Genomic DNA, 15891 nt, shown 5'->3' with positions numbered 1-15891 from the left:
AGGCGAAGAAGAGTAAAAACTAAAAGCATAGAGTAAACATGGTTTGAGGGCTGTTACGGGATGAAATCTGCAAATGAGGGAACCACTTTAGAGATCTTATTTACAAAATAGGGGATGCCATTAAAGTTATTGAAAAACTTAAAGATAAATGTTGTTTAACTCAAAAAATAAGTATAAGGAATAATCAGCATGTCAGATCCTTTATCAAACAATGACGTGGATTATATCGAAACACAAGACTGGCGAAAGTCGATTGAATCGGTGATCCGTGAAGAAGGTGTTGAGCGTGCTCAGTATCTGATAGATCAAGTGTTAAGTGCCGCTCAAAAAATGGGAGCCCCTCTTTCTCAAAGATCTCTCCAAAAAAATTATATCAATTCTATCTCAACAGAAGACGATCCCCCTTATCCAGGAGATTTAAAACTAGAACGCCGTATTAGAGCAGCGATTCGTTGGAATGCCATCATGATGGTTCTAAAAGCATCGAAAAAAGATTTAGATTTAGGCGGGCACATTGCGTCTTTTCAATCTTTTGCGACCTTTTATGAAGTCTGCTTTCATCATTTTTTTCGTGCCCCTAATCAACACGACGGTGGAGATTTAGTTTTCTTTCAAGGCCATATCTCCCCGGGTATTTACGCTCGGGCTTTTTTAGAAGGTCGTTTAACAGAAGAGCAACTTGATTATTTTCGCCAAGAAGTCGAAGGAAAAGGTCTTTCTTCTTATCCACACCCTAAATTAATGCCGGAATTTTGGCAATTTCCGACCGTTTCTATGGGTTTAGGGCCTCTTAATGCCATCTATCAAGCTAAATTTTTAAAATATCTTGAACACAGAGGTTTAAAAAACACCTCTAAGCAACGGGTATATGCCTTTCTAGGAGACGGAGAAATGGATGAACCCGAATCTAAAGGCGCTATTACTATTGCCGTTCGAGAAAAGCTCGATAATTTGGTGTTTATTATTAATTGTAACTTACAGCGTCTTGATGGCCCCGTAACCGGAAATGGGAAAATTATTGATGAGCTCGAAGGGATTTTTAGTGGCGCAGGTTGGCAGGTCATCAAGATAATTTGGGGAGGGCGCTGGGATGATCTACTGAGTAGAGATATCAGTGGTAAGCTAGTCCAATTGATGAATGAAACTGTAGATGGCGATTATCAAACCTTTAGATCTAAAAATGGCGCTTATATACGCGAATACTTTTTTGGGCGATATCCTGAAACGGCAGCTTTAGTCAAAGATATGAGCGATGATGAGATATGGGCCCTCAACAGAGGGGGGCATGATCCTATTAAAATTTTTGCAGCCTTGAAAAAAGCACAAGAGACCAAGGGAAAACCCACTCTAATTCTGGCTCATACTATTAAAGGCTATGGGATGGGTGAAGCGTGTGAAGGAAAAAATATTGCTCATCAACTTAAAAAGATCAATATGGAAGGGATACGCTATTTTAGAGATCGTTTTGACATCGCTGTCAAAGACGAAGATATTGAAAAATTGCCTTATGTCACCTTTGAAAAGGAGTCTGAAGAAGAGAAATATCTGCATCATCAACGTCAATCTTTAGGCGGATATTTACCATCTCGTTTGAAAAATTTCACACAAAAACTAGAGCTCCCTTCACTAAAAGATTTCAGTGCTCTGTTTCAAGAGCAAACAAAACACATCTCTACGACCATCGCTTTTGTGAGAGTATTGAATGTGATGTTAAAAAATAAATCTATTAAAGATCGAATTGTGCCTATCATCGCCGATGAAGCACGTACATTTGGTATGGAAGGGTTGTTTCGCCAAATTGGCATTTATAATCCCCGCGGTCAACAATATGTCCCGCAGGATCATGAACAAGTCGCTTATTATAAAGAGGATGCCAAAGGGCAAATTTTACAAGAAGGAATTAATGAGCTTGGCGCCGCTTCTTCTTGGTTAGCCGCAGCCACGTCTTATAGTACAAACGATCTCCCGATGATTCCTTTTTATATCTATTATTCTATATTTGGGTTTCAACGGATCGGAGATCTGTGCTGGGCAGCAAGTGATCAACAGGCACGTGGATTTTTAATAGGCGGCACTTCAGGGCGTACGACGCTTAATGGGGAAGGTTTGCAGCATGAAGACGGTCATAGTCACATTCAATCGTTAACCATTCCAAATTGTATTTCTTACGATCCTGCTTATGCGTATGAAGTGGCTGTCATTATGCATAAAGGCCTTGAAAGGATGTATGGCGAAGCGCAAGAAAATGTTTACTATTATTTGACCACCTTAAATGAAAATTATCACATGCCCGCGATGCCAAATGGGGCAGAAGAAGGTATAGGCAAAGGCATTTATTTATTAGAAATCCTGCCTGGTAAAAAATCTAAACTTCAGTTAATGGGATCAGGGGCTATTTTGCGTCACGTTCGCGAGGCCGCTCAGATTTTATCTCAAAAGTATGACATTGCCTCTAATGTCTACAGTGTGACTTCATTTACTGAATTAGCACGTGATGGTCAAGATTGTGAGAGATGGAACATGTTGCACCCCGCCGAAACACCGAAGGTGCCTTATGTTGCTCAAATTTTGCATCAAGCCCCGGTGATTGCCTCCACGGATTACATGAAATTATTTGCGGAACAAATTCGGCCCTTCATTCCCACTCGTCATTTTCGTGTTTTAGGAACAGACGGTTACGGGCGTTCCGATAGCCGTGAAAATTTACGACATCACTTTGAGGTAAATGCGGCTTATGTGGTAATTGCTGCATTGACAGAGCTCACTAAAATAGGGGTTTTTAATCCTAAAGAAGTTAAAGAAGCGATGATAAAGTTTAATATCGATCCGAATAAACAAAATCCCCGTTTAGCATAAAATCATTTTCAAAAGGTAACTCATCAATGGTGATTGAAATTAAAATGCCTGATATCGGTATAGAAACCCCAGAAGTCATCGAAATCATGGTAAATGTCGGCGATGTCGTGGTGCCAGAGCAAACGTTGCTTTGTGTTGAAGGAGATAAAGCCTCAATGGACATTCCCTCTCCACAAGAAGGCACGATAAAGGAAATCAAAGTTTCCGTTGGAGATAAAGTCGAAACCGGCAAATTGATCATGCTTTTTGAATCTAGCATAGAGGCTGTCTCAGAAAAAAAAGAGAAGACACCAGCCCCTGCTATACCTGCTCAAGAAAACACAAAGACAGTGTCTTTGCCGGATGTAGGATCTGATGAATTAGAAGTCACTGAGATTTTAGTCAAAGTGGGGGACTCTGTAACAAAAGAACAGTCTTTGATCACCGTAGAAGGGGATAAAGCTTCCATGGAAGTGCCAGCTCCTTTTTCAGGCACAGTGAAAGAAATTCAAATAAAAACAGGGGATAAAGTTAAAACCGGTTCGATGATCGTGATCATGAATACAATAGAGAAAATCACATCTACACTCGATCAAAAAATTCAAAAAACGGCAGAGTCGCTGCCTAAGCAAAAACCAGAAATCACTCCTTCCAAGCCCAGTGCATCTTCGAACACGATAACAAGCATAGAAAAAACAACTCCTTCCTTCACAGATGAAGCTTATACGCATGCGACGCCAGTGATTCGCCGGTTTGCGCGTGAATTGGGCGTTAATCTTGAAAAAGTCTCAGGGACCGGACGTAAAGGGCGCATCTTAAAAGAAGACGTTCAATCTTATATAAAAAATGCAGTACAGACTGTAGAATTCACATCTTCTCGCCAAGGAAACCTAACGCCCATTTTGCCTTGGCCAAAGATCGACTTTAACCAATTTGGTGAGACAGAAGAAATAGTATTAACACGAATTCAAAAAATGACTGGGGATAATCTCAGTCGTAACTGGGTCATGATCCCTCATGTCACCCAATTTGATGAAACAGATATTACAAACCTTGAAGATTTTCGGAAAAAACAAAACATCGAAGCAGAAAAAAGGAAGATTGACGTTAAAATCACGCCTGTCGTCTTTATGATGAAAGCTGTAGCGAAGGCCTTAGAAACCTTCCCCCGCTTTAACAGTTCCTTGTCGTTAGATGGGAAAAAACTGATTTTAAAAAAATACATCAACATTGGGGTGGCGGTCGATACACCGAATGGCCTGGTCGTGCCTGTTTTTCGTGACGTGAATAAAAAATGTGTGATTGATCTATCCAAAGAACTGATGTTGATTTCTCAAAAGGCACGCTCAGGTAAATTAACCGCTTCGGATATGCAGGGGGGATGCTTTACCATTTCCAGTTTAGGTGGGATTGGAGGAACGGCATTCACGCCGATTGTGAATGCCCCTGAAGTGGCCATTCTTGGCGTGTCAAAATCTGCCATTAAACCCATTTGGAACGGGAAAGAGTTTCTTCCTCGTGTAATGCTGCCTTTATCACTGTCTTTTGATCATAGGGTGATTGACGGTGCGGTAGGTGCTCGTTTCGTGAGTCATATCAGCGTTATCATGGCTGATATTCGTCGTCTGATTATGTAACACTAATGAGGTTTTAATGAAGAATACGCAAATAAAAACTCAAGTCGTCGTGATTGGGGCAGGCCCGGCAGGATATTCCGCGGCATTTCGCTGTGCAGATTTAGGGTTAGAAACACTATTAGTTGAACGTTACGCCCTCTTAGGGGGAGTGTGCTTAAACGTAGGTTGCATTCCTTCTAAAGCATTACTCCATGTTGCTAAAGTGATCTCAGATACAAAAATACTAGAAGAACATGGAGTGAGTTTTGGTGCACCAAAAATTGATTTAAAGAAAATAGTAGGATGGAAAAACAAAGTAATTCAAAAGCTTACCGGTGGACTATCGGGCACGGCGAAAATGCGTCAGGTCAAGGTGATAACAGGCGAAGCTCAATTTAGCGGATCTCACACTATGTTGGTCACAACTCAAAATGCAGAACAAACTGAAATCCGCTTTGATAATGCGATTATTGCGGGGGGTTCGAGCTCAATAGAACTTCCTCTCATTCCGCATGCAGATCCTCGCATTTGGAATTCGACTGATGCATTGAAACTAGAAACCATTCCGAAACGTTTATTAGTGATTGGCGGAGGGATTATCGGTTTAGAAATGGCGATCGTTTATCAAGCACTGGGGTCAAAGATTGACGTCGTTGAAATGTCAGATCAACTAATCCCTGAGGCTGATAAAGACGTTATCAAAATTTTCACCAAAAAGATCGAGAAAAAATTTAATATCATGCTTCAAACCACAGTCCTTCAAGTCAAAGATAAAAAGGACGGTATTTTTGTCACGATGGAAGGCAATCACACCCCTGAAGAGCACCGTTATGATGCTGTTTTGGTGGCTATTGGGCGGAAACCCAATGGAAAATTGCTCAACGCTGAAAAAGCAGGCGTGACGGTGGATGAACGAGGTTTTATCTGTGTGGATAAACAATTACGCACTAATATTCGCCATATTTTTGCAGTGGGTGATATTGTAAGCCAACCGATGTTAGCTCATAAAGGCGTACACGAAGGCCATGTGGCCGCGGAAGTCATTGCTGGGTTCAAACACTATTTTGATCCCAAAGTCATTCCTTCTATTGCTTATACTGAACCTGAAGTCGCTTGGGTAGGATTAACAGAAAAAGAAGCCAAACAAAAAAGTATTGAGTATGAAATAGCCATTTTCCCTTGGGCCGCTTCAGGTCGAGCCATTGCTTCTGATTGTTCAGAGGGGATGACTAAGTTGATTTTTAATAAAAAGACGGGTCGTATTATGGGCGGTGCGATTGTCGGCAGTAATGGCGGAGAATTACTAGGAGAAATCGGGTTGGCCATCGAAATGGGATGTGATGCGGAAGATATGGCCTTAACTATCCATGCTCATCCGACCTTATATGAATCTGTGGGATTAGCAGCTGAAATTTATGAAGGCAGCATCACCGATTTGCCTAATTTGAAAGCAAAAAAAAGTAAAGCACAATAAAACTCAGGGTAAGCAAAACTTAAGCTATAGCACTGTTAATCAAGTAATTTTAATTAATTATATGCCTTAATTAGATACTAAAGCGTTTTCATTTATTCCAGATTATTAGATAATCCTACATTTGATATGATATTTTTATTTCAGAAGGAAGAAATCAACGACCAGGGATGGATACATTTGTTCAGATAATATATAACTTTTTTAGTTTAATATACTCCCAAACTGAAGCGGGTAAAAGAGATTGACAAGATTCCCCAGACTGGCAACGATGTCGGATTTCACTTGAAGAAATAGGCCATAATGGAGTTTTTGCTAAATAAAAAAAACCATATGGTTGTTGATGTAACTTTTGTGTGACATGATTTTGTTTTATTTGACGGGATTTTAGTCCGGGTTTCTGTTGAAGAAAATGCGTTATGTTTCCTTCACAGGCGCGGGCGCCAACCAAAATATGAAAAAGCTCAAAAAAAGATTCCCAATCATGCCATCTCGGTAAGGATAAAAAAGAATCTTCTCCCATGATAAAAGCCAAAGGTGTGATATCACCATATGCCTGACGTATTTGATTGGCTGTATCCAAAGTATAAGAGGGGCCGTTTTTCCGCAACTCACGATCATCAAGGCTAAATAAGGGCTGATGTTGTATGGCTAGTGATAACATATCCCAGCGTTGCTGTACGGTCGCGATAGGCTGTGATCGATGGGGGGGGATATGATTCGGCAATAAATAAACTTTTTTTAAACCAGTTTGTCTGGCTAATTCAGAGGCAACGTTTAAATGGCCTAAATGAATAGGATCAAAAGTACCGCCAAACCAAGCACAGAGAAGAGGACTTCCATATTTATCTTTATATTTAAGGTTCATCAAGAAAACATTCAGTGAAACTCTGAGGATAGAGGCCAAGCACAGGGTGCCCACATAACAACAAAGAAAGGGTCTCTAGTTCGGCCCATATTGAAAGTGTATAATCCTGCTTTAAAGATGTCTCTATTTGACAAAATAGATGGACACCTTGTTTTAAGACTTTCTGTGAAAGGCGTTGTAGCGCCTGAGTAAAATAAGTATGACGACTCTGCCAAACTTGATGCTGCTGAAATAAGGTTATTAGGGGAAATTCTGCCATGGCACGTTTTAAAGTCACTAATAACAACAGATCTGGCTGTAATATTCTCAGTAAAATAACAGGTTCATGTTCTTCTTGTTGCAATTTTTTTAAAATCAGTAAGGCGCGTTCCGTCTTACCCTCCAGCAGAGTATTTGCCCACTGGTATGGTGTAAAATGTGCAAAATTATTTAACAGAGGCTCAATTTTAGGAAAGCTGAGTTGCTCGTTTGGATAGACTAACGAAAGAAGGGTTAAGAGCTGTGAAAGCGCTAGAATATTCCCTTCATAACATTCACAAAGCCGCTCAATACAAGGTAAATCTATATCAAAACATAAACTTTTACTTCGCGTTTTAATCCAGGCCGGCAGCCTTTGGTGATTTGGTTTTTCACAATTGATTTTGCACGCATAAGGCGCTAACGTTTTATACCAAGGGCTATTTTCGTGTACCTTGGTCAGCTTACAAAAGCTCATCATTAGTAAAATATTTTGATGTAACAACTGAACTAATTGCCCTAATCTATCTTTCATTGAAGCAGGTAACAGCTTGTGTGGAAAAATCACCAAAATCGTTTGCCGAGAAGAAAAAAGACTCAATTCCTGAAAAATACGAAAGATATTCTCCCATTCTGTATCTCCTTCTATCGTCACGGTAAAATGCTCTGTAAAATTCCTCCGAAGAGCCGCTTCACGAATATGATCTTGGCTTTCCTGTAGCAGCAAGGGCTCATCACCATAGAGCAAATAACAGGCACTCAAATGCATTTGTAGGTGCTCCTGTAATTGCTCAGCATCAATCAGCTTCATTTCACTGTCACTTTAGGTTTAATATATGTCAGAGGTTTTCGAAGCTTTTAAAAGATCTTCATGAACTTTAGTGAAGTGTCGAATTAATTTTTTTGCCGCTTGTTTCATCATTTCTTTAGTCAGAATTTCATTCTCGGCTTCTTTAGGTAACGTCATTAAAGGGTTATCTAGAAAAGAGCGAAATACCGTCACTTGTATCGGATAAATACCACTACCTGGTATTAGTATTTCAGCTGATATGGTCAGTGAAAGCTGATTTTCAGCCTTAACCCCATCTTGAAAAATAGACACCGTATTTGTTCTTTGTGATGAATCTACGATCTTTAAAGTAGGGAGATCAGTGCGTTGGCTATCATCCAAAATGATCACCCGATTGAGGTGTAATTCTTGACGAATACATTGGGACAAAGGGCCATATGGATCACTGCTGTTCAGTATGAGAGTTTGGAATTCTTTGGGTACCTCAGTGATTTCTCTTAAATGAAAACCACAGCCTATGGTGGTGAGTATCATAAATCCTATCGTCCATGAAAAAAGAAGCGATACGAAAGAGTGTGTCTCTGTAATTTTATTTTTATTCATTGTTGAGCACTAAATTTAAGAGTTTATTGGGAATGTAAATGACATGAGACGGGGTGATGCCATTGAGATGTTTTATGATAGTAGGCTCTTGTAATGTAGATTTATAAACTGCTTGCTGTGTTGAATTCATAGGAACTGTAATTTTAGCGCGTATTTTTCCATTTATCTGAATTACGACTAACGTTTCATCTTCTATCAAGGCGCTTTGATCGACCACAGGCCATAAGCTGTCGTCAATATCAAGTGGATGTGTCTCATCATGAGATTTATGCAGATATTGCCATAGCACAAACGAAATGTGCGGTGTAAAGGGGTATAGCATTTTTATCACAGAAATACAGGCTTCTTGTATCAGAGCGCGATCTTGCTCTGTATTGATAGGCGCTCGATAAAGTTGATTCATAAGCTCCATAATGACCGAAATAGCGGTGTTAAATGTCTGACGACGTCCAATATCATCGGTTACCTTTGCAATAGTTTTATGTAAATTTCGTCTTAATTTTTTTTGGGCTGAATTTAAGTTTTCTTTTTTAAGAGGCTGAGTAGGGCCTTGAATAATATGATCAAAAACGAATCGCCAAAGACGTTTTAGAAAACGATAAGCCCCCTCTAAGCCCGATTCTTGCCATTCCAAATTTATTTCAGGGGCAGACGCAAACATCATAAATAAACGGACAGTGTCAGCACCGTATTTCTCTACCATGGTTTGAGGATCAATACCGTTATTTTTAGATTTAGACATTTTACTCATACCGGCATGAATGAGATGATGGCCCTTGGCATCAAACGCGTTTAAAAATTGGCCTTTATTGTCGCGTTCTATAGTCACATCCGTAGGAGAAATCCAAACACGTTCGCCATTCTGGGCGTTGTAATAAAAAGCATCCGCTAACACCATGCCTTGGCACAACAAACGTTTTACAGGTTCTTTCGAATACACCAACCCTTGGTCACGCATTAATTTATGGAAAAATCGAAAATAAAGCAGATGCATGATCGCATGTTCAATTCCACCCACATACTGATCGACTGGCAGCCAATAATTCGCTGCGGATTTCTCGATCATGCCTTGATCGTATTTTGGACAAGCATAGCGCGCGTAATACCAGGAAGATTCCATAAAGGTATCAAAGGTATCTGTTTCACGTATCCCGAGCTGACCAGAGATGCTTGTTTTGGCCCAGTCTTGATCCGCTTTGAGTGGATTAATCATGTCTTTTATAAATGTTTTCTCTGGCAGAATGACTGGCAACTGATCTTCTGGTGTTCCGATAATACGCCCGTCTTCGAGTGTGATTATGGGAATGGGCGCGCCCCAGTAACGTTGTCTAGAGACTCCCCAGTCACGCAAACGATAATTGACTTTTCTCTGACCTGTTCCTAAATCCACTAATTTATCGATAATCCGATCACGACTCTCCTTGTATAAAAGACCGTTAAATTCACCTGAATGACATAACCTGCCTGTTTCTATTAAAGGTTTTTTTTTTACGTCCGGTTCTGTACCATCTTCTAATAAAATGACCGTTTTTATCGGCAAATGATATTGAGTAGCAAATTCCCAATCCCGCTGATTGTGCCCCGGAACTCCCATGATTGCGCTAGTTTCGTATTCCATAAATACAAAATTGGCCACCCAAATAGGGATTTTTTCCCCCGTTAATGGATGCAGGGCAAAGAAACCAGTATCAATGCCTTTTTTTTCTATGGCCGCCCTTTCTGCTTCTGTCATCTTAATGTGACGGTATTCATCAATAAACGTGGATACAGATGGAAAATCTTTAGCTATCTCAGTAGAGAAAAAATGATCTGGTGCGATGGCGATGAAAGTTACTCCCATCAAAGTATCTGGACGCGTACTATAAACAGTTAAATCTGTTTTCTCATCATGATCGAGTGTAAATCGAATAGTTACACCTTCTGATCGCCCAATCCAATGGCGTTGCATCGTTTTGACCTGCTCAGGCCAGTGTTCTAATTCATCCAAATCATCTAATAGTTGATCTGCATAGGCGGTGATTTTAATAAACCATTGCGGTATCGATTTACGCTCTACTTTACTGTCACAACGCCAGCATCTCCCGTCTATCACTTGCTCATTCGCTAACACAGTGAAATCTTGTGGACACCAATTGACATCAGAGGTTTTGTTGTACACCAACCCTTTTTCGTAAAGTTGAGTGAAAAACCATTGTTCCCAACGATAATATTCGGGCTTGCAACTCGTGAGTTCTCGGCTCCAATCGTACGAAAAACCCAGAGATTGCAACTGTTTTTTCATATATTGAATATTGGCTTTCGTCCAATCAAGGGGCGAAGTTTTATTTTTTATAGCGGCGCCTTCCGCAGGCAAACCAAAAGCGTCCCAACCAATGGGCTGTAGCACATTTTTCCCCAGCATTCTTTGGTAACGCGCAATCACATCTGTAATGGTATAGTTTCGTACATGCCCCATGTGTAACCGGCCAGAAGGATAAGGCCACATCGCAAGACAATAATACTTTTCTTTTTTGGGATCTTCTTTAACGGTAAAAGTCTGTGCTTGGTTCCAATGCTGCTGAACATGAGATTCAATATCTTGAGGACGATAAATATCTTGCATAATCAGTATTATCCTAAATATAAAAATGAAATATGAGGTGTCAGATTGATACACTTTTTAGTATTAGTGTTTCTTAAAAAATCGTATCACTCACGCCAGAAAGTAGGAGTAAACAAAACCAACAAAGTAAATATCTCCAAGCGTCCAAATAACATGGTGAGCACTAATATCCACTTAGCTTCAGCATTGATGCCTGTAAAATTGTCCCGTAGGATACCTAAACCAGGCCCTAAGTTATTTAAAGTTGCGGTTACTGCAGAAAAAGCAGAAAATTCATCAACTCCGGTCGCAATAATCGCCAACATGCTACAAATAAAAACAGCCAGATAAGCAGAAAAAAACCCCCATACTCCTTCCAAGACCCTATCAGGTAATACCTTATTACCCAATTTGATGGTGTATACAGCATTAGGGTGAACCAATTTTTTTAATTCGCGCGATCCCTGCAGATATAATAGCAAAATACGAATCACTTTTAATCCACCACCTGTTGATCCCGCGCATCCTCCAATAAAAGAACTACATAATAGTAACATGGGTAAAAATAATGGCCACTGAGCAATACTATGTGTACTAAAACCAGCGGTGGTGACCATCGAAATCACTTGAAAAAAAGCCTGATTCAATGCGGTTAAACCCGTTTGATATACATTATGGATCCATAGTACAAAGGTGCAGAGTATAACAAGTATAAACTGAAGAAAAATGAATGTACAAAATTCAGGATCATGATAATATACTTTTATACTACGGCCACTCAATAGCCCAAAATGTAGGCCGAAATTACAAGCAGAAATTAAAAGAAAAATAGCAATAATGGTATTAATAATAGGATTATCGAAATATCCAATGCTGGTATCATGCGTAGAGAATCCTCCAATCGCAATTGTAGAAAAGCTGTGGCAAATCGCATCAAATATTGACATCCCTGCACCCCAAAGACAAAACATGCAGGTCATGGTTAATACAACGTAGATAAACCATAATGTTTTAGCGGTTTCAGCAATTCTAGGGCGCATTTTATTCTCTTTGAGCGGCCCTGGCATTTCAGCGCGATATAGCTGCATACCTCCTACTCCTAAAAGAGGTAGGATGGCAACCGCCAGTACGATAATCCCCATACCACCTAACCATTGTAACATTTGTCGATAAAACAAGATCGCTTTTGGTAGAGTATCTAATCCTACCAAAGTAGTCGCTCCTGTTGTCGTTAACCCAGAAAAGGATTCAAAAAAAGCATCCGTCACAGAAAGATTAGGTCGTTCCGAAAATAAAAAAGGTAATGCACCCACGCTGCCTAATACCGTCCAAAAAAGCACGACAATCAAAAAACCTTCACGAGCTTTTAATTCACTTTTGTGCCTGCGGTTTGGAAACCAAAGAAAAAAACTGATGATGAGGGCAACAAAAAAAGTTTGCGTGAAGGCTTTTCCTGCTCCATCACGATAAAACAAAGCGACCAGACCTGGAATAAACATGCTTCCAGAAAATAACATGACTAGCAACCCAACAATGCGGGTTATCGCACGAAAATGCATTTCATCAGCTTCCTTATTTTAAAAGCGGATTAAGGTATTTGAACCTTTGAGAGGGGCATACAATCAATCCTGAACTAATTTTTTCGTTCAATGGCCCTATATCCAATGTCTTTTCGAAAAAAACAGCCTTCCCATTGAAGCTTTTTTGTAAGTTGATATACCCTTTTTCTTGCCTTAGAAATATCATTACCTAATGTTGTTAAACAAAGCACTCTTCCACCAGAGGTGACGATATGATGATTTTCATTAAATCGAGTGCCCGCATGAAATATTTTTTCATCCGATCTTTCTTTATAAGGCAACCCTGAAATTATATGACCTTGTTGGTATTCTCCAGGGTAACCCTGCGAGGCCAACACGACACCTAACGCGCAGCGTTCATCCCAAATGGCATTTTTTCCTTTCAGTTGCCTTTTTGTCGCGGCTAAACAAAGTTCTACTAAATCTGAGCGCATTCGTAACATAATGGGTTGCGTTTCTGGATCTCCAAAACGGCAATTAAATTCAATAACTTTAGGTTTCCTATTTTTACAAACCATTAATCCGGCATAAAGAAAACCAGTATATTCATGCCCCTCATCCGCCATACCTTTTACGGTGGGGAGAATAATTTTCTGCATGACTTTTTCATATATTTCATCAGTAATAACCGGTGCTGGCGAATAAGCGCCCATTCCACCTGTATTGGGGCCTTGATCACCGTTATAAGCTTTTTTATGATCCTGACTGGTTGCCATGGGTAACACATTTTCTCCGTCAACCATGACGATAAAGCTAGCTTCTTCACCTTCAAGAAATTCTTCAATTATAATCCGATGCCCGCCATCTCCAAAAGCTTGACCAGATAGCATATCTTTGATGGTACTTTCCGCTTCTTTCTGAGACATTGCCAGTACAACGCCCTTTCCCGCTGCTAATCCATCCGCTTTAATGACAATAGGAGCGTTTTTGGATTGAACATAATGCAATGCTGCTTCTTGATCCGTAAAAGCTTTATGCTCTGCCGTCGGAATGTTGTGTCGGTTTAAAAAATTTTTAGTAAAAATCTTTGATCCTTCCAATTGAGCAGCGGCTTGAGTAGGACCAAAAATCACTTGGCCCGCCGAACGAAAAGCGTCAACAATACCCATCACTAAAGGGGCCTCTGGCCCTACGATGGTTAAGCCGATATGTTGAGTTTGAGCAAAATTTAATAATCCTGAAATATCACAGGTATCAATCAGCACATTTTCTAACATGGGCTCTAAAAAAGTGCCGGCATTGCCAGGAGCGACATAAACTTTATTCACTAAAGGGGACTGAGCCGCTTTCCAACTGAGCGCATGTTCTCTGCCTCCATTGCCGATAATTAAGACGTTTATTTTCTTCATACAAAATTCCGTAAATATTTTTAAGTTTTATGGGTTACTTTTTAGAATAAGGCTCGGATGTTTTTGTATTTAATCAATTTAATGGCGAAAATGACGCATATTCGTTAAAATCATTGTTATATTTTTTTTATCAGCACGGGCGATAACGTGAGCATCGTTGATAGAACCACCAGGTTGGATGATACAGGTAACCCCTAAAGCTGAAGCTTCATCGATACTGTCAGGAAAAGGCAAAAAAGCATCGGAGGCCATAGAAGAGCCCTCTAGGGTTAATCCTGCATCCACTGCCTTCATACCCGCAATTTTAGCCGAATAAATACGGCTCATTTGTCCGGCGCCAATCCCAATCGTTCTATTTTTTATTGCGTAAACGATGGCATTTGATTTGACATATTTGACTACTTTCCAAGCGAATAGAGCATCTTCTTGCTCTTTTTTTGTAGGTTGACGTGTTGAAACAATTTTTAAATCAGACGGCGTAATCATACCTAAATCATTTTCTTGTACCAGTAGCCCACCCTGAACGCTTTTAAAATGTAAACTGGGAAGAGGTTCATCTTGGATTTTAGCAATTAAAACACGAACGTTAGGTTTTTTTGCTAATGCAAATTTAGCTTCTTCGTTTATGGCCGGGGCAATAATGACTTCGACAAATTGGTGATGCATAATGCTATCAACGGTATTGAGATATAAAGTTCGATTAAAAGCGATAATACCGCCAAACGCTGAAAGCGAATCACTGGCATAGGCTTTTGCATAAGCTAAAAAAATAGAATCATCATCTATGGCAACGGCACAAGGATTAGCGTGTTTTACGATAACACAAGCAGGTTTAGTAAATTCTTTTACACATTCAAGTGCCGTATTAGCATCATTGATGTTGTTGTATGAAAGAGGTTTCCCCTGTAATTGCTTGGCATTCGAGATACCACTTTTTATTGATTTTTTTTCTACATAAAAAGCGGATTTTTGGTGATGATTTTCACCATAACGCATGTCTTGTTTTTTAATATATTGAAGATGGAGATTATCTGGAAAAGAAAAATATTTTTGGTTTTGAAAAAAAGGTTGAGAGGAATTTAATGAATCAAAATAAGGTTGAGAGGAATTTAATGAATCAAAATAATGACTGATCATACTGTCATAGGCAGCCGTATGTTGGAATGCTTTAGTCGCTAAAGAAAAACGCGTTGAATGACTTAACGTATTTTTATTTTTATTTAATTCATCTATGATCGATGAGTAATCAGAGAAATGAACAATCACCGCTACATCTTGATGATTTTTTGCAGCGGAGCGAATCATTGTTGGTCCGCCAATATCAATATTCTTAATCGCATGTTCTAAGGAGCAATCAGTTTCAGCAATAGCTTGGGAAAAGGGATATAAATTGACAATGACCATATCAATAGACTCAATCCCATGCTCTTCTAGTATAGGCTCATCTTGGCCTCGTCGAGCCAAGATCCCTCCATGTATTTTAGGATGCAGTGTTTTAAGACGTCCTCCCATTATTTCTGGGAACCCGGTATAACTAGAAACGCGTTGAATTTTAATATCTTTTTTAGAAAGCAATTCTGCAGTACCTCCAGTAGACATCAATTGTATTCCAAGTGAAGACAATGCTGTGGCAAAATCAACAATACCCGTTTTATCAGACACGCTGATTAGCGCGCGGCAAATTGGGCGTTTTATTAAAGAATTTAAAGACATGAATTTTATTCCTTTAGCGTATCACTAAAATTTGTTTACAAAATGATATACCGAATTTAAAAAAAGGTGCTATAATCTTTTTTTAAATAAATCAACATATAGATGTTGATTGGAATTAAACAAATGGACTAAAGGAGTTGACTGGATAGAATAAGTACGTAGAATGCGCGGTCATATTAGGATTAGGAAGAAGCTCTTTAAAAATTTATCAGATAATGTGTGTGTGCACTGACGTGAGAGTGAATAAT

10 protein-coding genes are annotated in these 15891 nt (G+C 39.6%); 3 read left to right on the top strand and 7 right to left on the bottom strand.

Going from position 1 to position 15891, the window contains the following annotated elements:
• The first annotated feature begins 189 nt into the window (after positions 1-189).
• The 3 genes from aceE to lpdA are packed head-to-tail and all read left to right on the top strand — an operon-like array spanning position 190 to position 5925.
• Complete coding sequence (gene aceE, locus CICURV3402_RS05500) at positions 190-2856, top strand: pyruvate dehydrogenase (acetyl-transferring), homodimeric type (protein ID WP_158380172.1); 2667 nt, start codon at positions 190-192, stop codon at positions 2854-2856.
• Positions 2857-2882: 26 nt separating this feature from the next.
• The gene (gene aceF, locus CICURV3402_RS05495; protein WP_158380171.1) at positions 2883-4472 is read left to right on the top strand and encodes a pyruvate dehydrogenase complex dihydrolipoyllysine-residue acetyltransferase; all 1590 of its coding nucleotides are present in this window, start codon (positions 2883-2885) and stop codon (positions 4470-4472) included.
• A 16-nt stretch (positions 4473-4488) separates the two neighbouring features.
• Positions 4489-5925, top strand: coding sequence for a dihydrolipoyl dehydrogenase (lpdA, locus tag CICURV3402_RS05490; RefSeq protein ID WP_158380170.1), 1437 nt, complete (start codon positions 4489-4491; stop codon positions 5923-5925).
• 181 nt (positions 5926-6106) lie between these two features.
• Here lpdA and nadD read toward each other — a convergent pair whose 3' ends face one another.
• The 7 genes from nadD to purH form a co-directional block, all read right to left on the bottom strand.
• Entirely contained in the window at positions 6107-6790 is a 684-nt protein-coding gene (gene nadD, locus CICURV3402_RS05485; RefSeq protein WP_158380169.1) for a nicotinate-nucleotide adenylyltransferase, read from the bottom strand.
• A complete protein-coding gene (holA, locus tag CICURV3402_RS05480) occupies positions 6780-7838 on the bottom strand; it encodes a DNA polymerase III subunit delta (protein ID WP_158380168.1) in 1059 nt (352 codons plus the stop codon). Before holA ends, nadD begins: the two co-directional genes overlap by 11 nt.
• A gap of 18 nt (positions 7839-7856) precedes the next feature.
• On the bottom strand, positions 7857-8351 hold the full coding sequence (gene lptE, locus CICURV3402_RS05475) for an LPS assembly lipoprotein LptE (RefSeq protein WP_235667697.1): 495 nt from the start codon (positions 8349-8351) through the stop codon (positions 7857-7859).
• A gap of 61 nt (positions 8352-8412) precedes the next feature.
• A complete protein-coding gene (leuS, locus tag CICURV3402_RS05470) occupies positions 8413-11022 on the bottom strand; it encodes a leucine--tRNA ligase (protein ID WP_158380167.1) in 2610 nt (869 codons plus the stop codon).
• A gap of 86 nt (positions 11023-11108) precedes the next feature.
• Positions 11109-12560: a Trk system potassium transporter TrkH gene (gene trkH, locus CICURV3402_RS05465; RefSeq protein WP_158380166.1), complete on the bottom strand. Its 1452-nt coding sequence runs from the start codon at positions 12558-12560 to the stop codon at positions 11109-11111.
• A 74-nt stretch (positions 12561-12634) separates the two neighbouring features.
• Positions 12635-13921 carry a phosphoribosylamine--glycine ligase gene (gene purD, locus CICURV3402_RS05460; protein ID WP_158380201.1) on the bottom strand — a complete coding sequence of 429 codons (1287 nt, stop codon included), beginning with the start codon at positions 13919-13921 and terminating at the stop codon, positions 12635-12637.
• An 87-nt stretch (positions 13922-14008) separates the two neighbouring features.
• Entirely contained in the window at positions 14009-15643 is a 1635-nt protein-coding gene (gene purH / locus CICURV3402_RS05455) for a bifunctional phosphoribosylaminoimidazolecarboxamide formyltransferase/IMP cyclohydrolase (RefSeq protein ID WP_158380165.1), read from the bottom strand.
• Positions 15644-15891 lie beyond the last annotated feature (248 nt).

Origin of the sequence: Candidatus Williamhamiltonella defendens, from assembly GCF_900699045.1 — a bacterium.
In the GTDB taxonomy this organism is placed as follows: Bacteria; Pseudomonadota; Gammaproteobacteria; order Enterobacterales; family Enterobacteriaceae; genus Hamiltonella; species Hamiltonella defensa_A.
Note: the sequence above shows the minus strand (reverse complement) of the source record. Positions and strands in the feature narration are given on the sequence as shown.

Excerpts from the sequence above, each read along its gene's own strand:
- trkH (WP_158380166.1), bottom strand. The coding sequence starts at position 12,560 with ATGCATTTTCGTGCGATAACCCGCATTGTTGGGTTGCTAGTCATGTTA.
- holA (WP_158380168.1), bottom strand. The coding sequence starts at position 7,838 with ATGAAGCTGATTGATGCTGAGCAATTACAGGAGCACCTACAAATGCAT.
- aceE (WP_158380172.1), top strand. The coding sequence starts at position 190 with ATGTCAGATCCTTTATCAAACAATGACGTGGATTATATCGAAACACAA.
- lptE (WP_235667697.1), bottom strand. The coding sequence starts at position 8,351 with ATGATACTCACCACCATAGGCTGTGGTTTTCATTTAAGAGAAATCACT.
- nadD (WP_158380169.1), bottom strand. The coding sequence starts at position 6,790 with ATGAACCTTAAATATAAAGATAAATATGGAAGTCCTCTTCTCTGTGCT.
- purH (WP_158380165.1), bottom strand. The coding sequence starts at position 15,643 with ATGTCTTTAAATTCTTTAATAAAACGCCCAATTTGCCGCGCGCTAATC.
- lpdA (WP_158380170.1), top strand. The coding sequence starts at position 4,489 with ATGAAGAATACGCAAATAAAAACTCAAGTCGTCGTGATTGGGGCAGGC.
- aceF (WP_158380171.1), top strand. The coding sequence starts at position 2,883 with ATGGTGATTGAAATTAAAATGCCTGATATCGGTATAGAAACCCCAGAA.
- leuS (WP_158380167.1), bottom strand. The coding sequence starts at position 11,022 with ATGCAAGATATTTATCGTCCTCAAGATATTGAATCTCATGTTCAGCAG.